The sequence below is a fragment of the Streptomyces sparsogenes subsp. cuspidosporus genome, assembly GCF_039532705.1.
In the GTDB taxonomy this organism is placed as follows: Bacteria; Actinomycetota; Actinomycetes; order Streptomycetales; family Streptomycetaceae; genus Streptomyces; species Streptomyces sparsogenes.
On sequence record NZ_BAAASD010000023.1, the window covers coordinates 119,662 to 126,195 of the forward strand.

6 protein-coding genes are annotated in these 6,534 nt (G+C 72.6%); 4 read left to right on the forward strand and 2 right to left on the reverse strand.

The annotated features are described in order from the left end of the window. Positions 1 to 5: 5 nt before the first annotated feature. Positions 6 to 590 carry a TetR/AcrR family transcriptional regulator gene (locus ABFY07_RS25175; protein ID WP_346176662.1) on the reverse strand — a complete coding sequence of 195 codons (585 nt, stop codon included), beginning with the start codon at positions 588 to 590 and terminating at the stop codon, positions 6 to 8. A gap of 77 nt (positions 591 to 667) precedes the next feature. On the opposite strand from ABFY07_RS25175, the gene ABFY07_RS25180 reads away from it, so the two are divergent. After that, entirely contained in the window at positions 668 to 1,624 is a 957-nt protein-coding gene (locus tag ABFY07_RS25180) for a DMT family transporter (protein WP_346176663.1), read from the forward strand. Between the two features lie 35 nt (positions 1,625 to 1,659). Here the strand turns inward: ABFY07_RS25180 and ABFY07_RS25185 are convergent, their stop codons facing one another. Beyond that, positions 1,660 to 3,390, reverse strand: a complete 1,731-nt coding sequence (locus tag ABFY07_RS25185; protein WP_428837001.1) for a chitinase — start codon at positions 3,388 to 3,390, stop codon at positions 1,660 to 1,662. Positions 3,391 to 3,625: 235 nt separating this feature from the next. On the opposite strand from ABFY07_RS25185, the gene ABFY07_RS25190 reads away from it, so the two are divergent. The 3 genes from ABFY07_RS25190 to ABFY07_RS25200 all read left to right on the forward strand — a co-directional run. Then, the gene (locus ABFY07_RS25190) at positions 3,626 to 4,522 is read left to right on the forward strand and encodes a hypothetical protein (protein WP_346176664.1); all 897 of its coding nucleotides are present in this window, start codon (positions 3,626 to 3,628) and stop codon (positions 4,520 to 4,522) included. 24 nt (positions 4,523 to 4,546) lie between these two features. Beyond that, positions 4,547 to 5,251, forward strand: a complete 705-nt coding sequence (cpaB, locus tag ABFY07_RS25195; protein WP_346176665.1) for a Flp pilus assembly protein CpaB — start codon at positions 4,547 to 4,549, stop codon at positions 5,249 to 5,251. A 56-nt stretch (positions 5,252 to 5,307) separates the two neighbouring features. Beyond that, the coding region (locus ABFY07_RS25200; RefSeq protein WP_346176666.1) for a CpaE/TadZ family protein at positions 5,308 to 6,534 on the forward strand (1,227 nt) is incomplete at its 3' end.

A 6,534-nucleotide genomic window follows, 5' to 3' on the forward strand; every position in this document is an offset into this window, starting at 1 on the left:
CGGGCTCAGCGGGCGCGCCCGAAGACCGCCAGCGCGGCGTCCCTGGCGTGGTCGATCGCCCCCGGAAAGGCCCCGATGCCGTGGGCCACGAGAGCACCCTCGTGCAGCAGCATGAGGGTGCGGGCCGTCTTCTCGGGGGCGGTGAGCCCGGCGTCCCGGCACAGGCGCCGGAACAGGCCGAGCATCCAGGCCTTCTGGTCGACGATCACCCGATGGGCGGGGTGCGCCGGGTCGCTGATCTCGGCGTGTGCGTTGATCATGCCGCACCCCTTGCCGCCGGTGTCCCGCATCCAGGACGCGGAGGCGTCGAAGACGGCGGCGAGCCGTGCCTCCGGCGTGTCGGGGGTCTCGTCGAGGCGGTGGTCCAGGAACTCCCGCCAGCGTTCGTCCCGGTGGCGCAGGTATTCCACGACGAGCCGCTCCTTGGAGCCGAAGCGGTCGTACAGCGTCTTCTTGGTCACGCCGGCCTCTTCGGCGATCAGGTCGACGCCCACCGCCGCGATGCCGTGTGCATAGAACAGCCTCGACGCCGCCTCCAGGATCGTGCGCGCCTTCGGCGTCCACGCGATCTCCGCAACCGCCTCTCCCATGAGGCGAGTCTATACCGATCTGTATAGTCAGCCGAGGGTGCGGGTATACAGATCGGTATAGCTCGGGAGGTGTCGTGATGACCGTCGTCCTGTCGGTGCTGTTCGTCCTGTGCTGGGCCTCGGGGTTCGTCGGCGCCAAGCTCGGCGCCGGGGCCGCGCCCGTGACGACGCTGCTGATGTGGCGCTTTCTGCTCCTCGCCGCCGTCCTGCTCCCCGTCGCCCGGGTGACGCGGAAGCGCGGGGGCCGTCCGCCCGGGCGGGTGCTCGGGCGCCAGGCCCTGATCGGAGCCCTGTCCCAGGGCGGCTATCTGCTCACGGTCTACGCCGCGATCCAGCTCGGTGTGAACACCGGCACGACGGCCCTGATCGACGGCATGCAGCCGCTGGTCGTGGCGGCCCTCGTCGGCCCGCTGCTGGGCGTCTCCACCTCGCGGCGGCAGTGGCTGGGCCTGGTGACCGGCTTCCTCGGCGTGCTGGTCGTCACCCTCGGGGACGCCTCGGCCAACGGATCCGTGCCGTGGTGGGCCTACCTCGTGCCGTTCGCCGGGATGCTGAGCCTGGTGGCGGCGACCTTCATCGAACAGCGCTCCCCGTCCCCGGTCCGCCCCCTCACCGGGCTGACGGTCCACAGCACGACGAGCGCCGTGGTCTTCACCGCGCTCGCCCTGGCCACGGGCGGCGGGGTGCCGCCGGCCGACCCGCCGTTCTGGATCGCGACCGGCTGGCTCATCGTCCTGTCGACGCTGGGCGGTTACGGCTTGTACTGGACGCTCCTCGCGCGCGTCGGCGTCACCCGGGTGAACGCGCTCATGTTCCTGATGGCCCCGGTCACGTCCGTGTGGGGAGCCGTCATGTTCGGCGAGCCCTTCACCCCCGTCACCGCGGTCGGCCTGACGGTCGGGCTGCTCGCGGTCGTCACCGTCGCCCACCGCCGACCGCGTCACCGGCCCGCGGCCGGAGCCCGGGGGAAGCGGGCTCCGGCCGGTGGGGCCGTCCGGCCGGTGGGCCGGACGGCCGGCGGGCCTGCCGCCTGAGGCCCGGCGGCGCCCGTCGCGCCCGGGCGGGACTGCTACGGCAGGCCGTGGACCTTGGGCCCGACCGCGCTGGACCAGGCGTTGCCCGCCAGCGCGTCCCAGTTGGTCGACCAGGTCATGGCGCCGCGCAGGCCCGGATAGGTCTTCGCGGGCTTGAACGAGCCGCAGCCGGTGCCCCGGGCCAGGCAGTCCAGGGCGTTGTTGACGACCGTCGGGGACACATAGCCGCTGCCCGCGCCGCGGGTGGAGGCGGGCAGGCCGAGGCCGACCTGGGACGGGGACAGGCCGCCCTCCAGCTGGATGCAGGCCAGGGCGGTGAGGAAGTCGACCGAGCCCTGGGAGTAGACCTTGCCGTCGCAGCCGAGCATGGAGCCGCTGTTGTAGTACTGCATGTTGACGACGGTGAGGATGTCCTTGATGTTGAGGGCGGTCTGGAAGTAGGCGTTGGACGTGGACTGCATGTCGATCGTCTGCGGGGCCATGGTGATCACGAGCTTCGAGCCGGCCTTGGCGGAGAGCGAGCGCAGGGCCTGCGTCATGTAGGTGGCGTTGAGGCCGTTCTCCAGGTCGATGTCGACGCCGTCGAAGCCGTACTGCCGCATCAGCGCGTAGACGGAGTCGGCGAAGTTGGCCGCGGAGGCGGAGTCGTTGACGGAGACCGTGCCGTTCTGGCCGCCGATGGAGATGATGACGGACTTGCCCGCCGCCTGTTTGGCCCTGATGTCGGCCTTGAACTGGTCGACCGTGTAGCCGCCGAGCCCGGCGGAGTCGAGGTTGAAGGTGACCGCGCCGGGGGTGCCGGTGGCGTCGGCGAAGGCGACCGCGATGATGTCGTACTGGTCCTGGACATCGCTGATCTTCTGGACGGTCGCGCCGTTGTTGAAGTTCTGCCAGTAGCCGGTGACCGCGTGCTTGGGCACCGTTCCGCCGTCTCCGCCGCTGCCGGCCGAGGTGGTGCCGGTGACGGCCGCCGATCTGGGCGACTCGCCTGCCGCGTTGGTCGCGGTGACCTGGAACTGGTACGAGGTGGAGGCGGCGAGCCCGGTCACCGTCGCGGAGGTGCCGCCGACCGCCTGCACCTTGGTGCCGTCCCGGTAGACGTTGTAGCCGGTCGCGCCGCTGACCGCGGTCCAGGACAGGGCGACGGACGAGGAGGTGACCGCGCCCGTCCTCAGGCCGGTGGGGGCGGTCGGGACGGGGTCGCCGGGGGTGGAGCCGCCGGGGCCGGTGAGGCTGATGTCGTCGGCGTAGTAGGCGGGCTGGCCGTACCAGCCGTGGGTGTAGACGGTCACCGAGGTGGTGTTCGGGCCGGTCCTGAAGCTGGTGGTCAGCTGCTGCCAGCCGGTCGCGGACGGCGTCCAGGTCGACACGTCCGTCGTGCCGGTGCCGCTCGCGCCGAGGTAGACGTAGCTGCCCTGCACCCACGCGCTGAGGGTGTACGAGGAGTCGGGCTTGACGCCGACGGTCTGCGCGCACCGGGCGTTGTCCTGCCCGGCGGGGGTGGCCTTGAGGGCGGAGGAGCCGCTGCGCGCGGGGCTCGCGACCGCGGCCCCGGAGGCGGCGGAGCAGGTCCAGCCGCTCAGCCCGGACTCGAAGCCCGGGTTCTGCACGAGGTTGGCGTCCGCCGCGCCGGCCGTGCCGCCGCCGAGGGCGACCAGGGCGGTCGCCCCCAGCACGGCCGCGGCGGCGGCGGAGAGGAAGCGGGTGAGTCCGCCGCGTCTTGCGCGTCTTACCGTCCTGCGGGCGGATATCGGGGCACGGTCCACGACTGCCTCCGGTGGGGGAAGAGGTGAAGGAGGAGCTCTGGGGACGGCGGCCACCGTATGGCGTCAAAAATGGTCCAGACCAATAGGGTTGTCAAGGGTTCGCGCATGCGCCCGTAACCCAGGGGAACTGTTCTCTCACGCGGCTTTCGTGGATAAAGTGCTGATGCACCAGGACAGCAGCAACGACCTGCGGCCGCCGCTCTCCCCGGCGCCGACGTGAGACGGGGTAGCCGACGTGCCCACCGCGATAGCAGTCACCAGCCGGGAGCTGGTGCTTCCGCCACCCGACGGCCAGACCCCGTCCGCCGTCGTGCTGATGCCGCCCGACGTCCAGCCGCTGGACGACGCGCTCGCCGAGACCGCGGCCCTGCTCGACCAGCAGGGCTATCTCGTCGTGGTCTACCCCGCGGCCACCCCCGCGCCCTTCGTCCGCCGGCTGCACACCGTACGGTCGGTCCTGGAGAGCGACCGGATCGCGCTGCTGCCCCTCGAACTCCCGCCGCTCGGCGTCGCCGTGGTCGCCCGTCAGCTGCGCCAGCTGTCGGTGTGCGACTTCAGCCCCGGCGTGCTCGCCTGCGCCGCGCGCCTGCTGACGCACTACGTGCACGCGGGCGCGCTCCTGGGCAGCGTCGCCAAGCTGGACCGGGTGCCCGTCAGCCTCACCTCGCACGTCAAGTCCTGGGTGCCGGGGGCCCAGTTCGCCGTGCTCGCCCACCCCACCCCGCGGCTGGTCAAGGTGGGCGGCGAGGCCACACTGCCGGGCCCCGGATACGCCACCCACCTCACCGTGGCCCGCGGCAACCTCAACAGCCACGGCCACGGCCACGCGGGCGGCGACTGGGTGGGCGCCGGACTCGCCCCCGCGTGGGGCGTGCAGGGCACCCAGGAGGTGCCGCTGCCGCAGGAGTCGGCCCACTGGTGGGGCACCCCCAAGCTGATCGAGTTCGCCGCCGCCATCCCCGACCTCTCCGTCCTCTACCAGCTGGTGGCGTCCGTACGCAGGGAGGACTGCCACTGGTGCGGCTTCGAACTCATCGGGGACCGCTGCGCGTTCTGCTCCGCGCCGGTGCCGCGCGGCGATGACATCCTTGCCCTGACCGAGACCCAGCGACCCGCTCTGACGAGCCGGTAACGTTCCCCAACGAGGTTGTGCTCCATGAATTCACGCCAGCGCCGCGGAGTCATCCTGCTGCTCCTGTCGGTCCTGTGCGCCGGTGGCGCGTTCGCCGGAGTGCTGTCCGTCATCCGCGACGTGGAGTCGAAGGTCGGTCCCGAGACCACCGCGTACAAGCTCAAGGCGGACGTCCCGGCCTACCAGGCGCTGGACGCGGGCAAGTTCGAGAAGATATCGATGCCGGAGCGATGGCTGCCGTCAACGGCCGTCACCGACCTCGCCGACGTACGCGGCAAGATCGCCGTCACCCCGCTGCGCAAGGGCTCGCTGCTCCAGGCCGACATGATCGTGGAGCGCCCGGCGCTCAAGGCGGGGCAGCAGGAGATCGCCATCATGATCGACGCGGCGACCGGCGTCGCGGGCAAGATCAACCCCGGGGCGAAGGTGAACATCTACGCGACCTTCGAGGGCAAGGGCCGCAACGACGAACCCGTCTCCAAGCTCATCGTCGCGGGCGCGGAGGTCATCGACGTCGGCAAGCTCACCGCGCTGGAGCCGGACCAGGACGACAGCCGGCGCCTCGACAAGGCCGTGCCCATCACCTTCGCGCTGGACACCGGCGACGCCCAGCGGGTGGCGTACGCCGAGTCCTTCGCCACCCACGTACGGCTCGCCCTCGTCGCCCCCGGTGACGACGACACCGTCTCCCCCCGCGACCGCACCTACACCCTCGACGGCGACAAATGACAAGCGGCGCGGCGACCAGCGGCGCGCCGCGGGACCATGAGTGAGGCGGTGCCCCGGTGACGATCAGAATCCTTCCGGCCGTCGGCGACGCCGACGCCGCCCGCGCGCTCAGCGGGCTGCTCGGCCAGCTCCCCGGCGTCGAACCGGCCCCGCCGGTCGGCGACTCCACCCGCCTGCTCGACTCGCTCGCCGCGCTGGCCGCCGCCTCCCTGGAGGACCTGCCGGAGGTGGTGCTGGTCCATGAGCGCATCGGACCGGCCCCCGCGCTCGAGCTCATCCGGGAGATAGCGCTGCGCTTCCCGGCGGTGGGCGTGGTGCTGATGACGGGGGACGCCGGGCCCGCGCTGTACTCCGCCGCCATGGACTCCGGCGCCCGCGGTGTCGCCGGGCTGCCGCTGTCGTACGACGAGCTGGCCGCCCGCGTCCAGGCCGCCGCCCAGTGGGCGAGCGGCGTACGGCGCCACCTGGGGGGCGGCGGCGACGCGCTCGCCACCGGGCCCGGCGGGAAGCTGGTCGCCGTGGCCGGCGCCAAGGGCGGGGTCGGCACCACGGTCACCGCCGTCCAGCTCGCGCTGGCCGCGCAGGCCGCGGGCCGCAGGGTCGCGCTCGTCGACATGGACCTGCAGTCCGGCGACATCGCCTCCTACCTCGACGTGCAGTTCCGGCGGTCGATCGCCGACCTGGCGCAGATCAACGACATCACCCCGCGCGTCCTCCAGGAAGCGGTCTTCACCCACGGGACCGGCCTCGGGCTGCTGCTCGCGCCGGGGGAGGGCGAGCGCGGCGAGGAGGTCACCGACCGCGCGGCCAGGCAGGTCGTCAGCGCGCTTCGGTCACGCTTCGAGGTGGTGATCGTCGACTGCGGCACGCAGATGACCTCGGCCGGTGCGGCCACCGTCGAGGTCGCGGACCTCGCGCTGCTGGTCACCACCCCCGACGTGGTCGCGGTGCGGGCCGCCAAGCGCATGGTCCGGCTCTGGGACCGGTTGCAGATCCGCAAGGCTGAGGACACCGTCGGCGTCGTCAACCGCCACACCCGCAGCGCGGAGATCCAGCCCCAGCTGATCGAGCGCGCCACGGGCACCCGCATGGCCCGCACGGTGGTCCCCGCCGGGTACAAGGAGCTGCAGCCGGCCGTCGACTCCGGCCGGATGCAGGACCTGGACGCCAAGTCGGCCGTCAAGCAGGCGCTGTGGGGGCTGGCCGGCGAGCTGGGCCTGGTCGAGGCGCCCGGCGCCGCCGGGGGCAGGGGCGGCGGGGGCCGCGGCGGCGGGGGCGCGGGC

Excerpts from the sequence above, each read along its gene's own strand:
- cpaB (WP_346176665.1), top strand. The coding sequence starts at position 4,547 with ATGAATTCACGCCAGCGCCGCGGAGTCATCCTGCTGCTCCTGTCGGTC.
- ABFY07_RS25175 (WP_346176662.1), bottom strand. The coding sequence starts at position 590 with ATGGGAGAGGCGGTTGCGGAGATCGCGTGGACGCCGAAGGCGCGCACG.
- ABFY07_RS25180 (WP_346176663.1), top strand. The coding sequence starts at position 668 with ATGACCGTCGTCCTGTCGGTGCTGTTCGTCCTGTGCTGGGCCTCGGGG.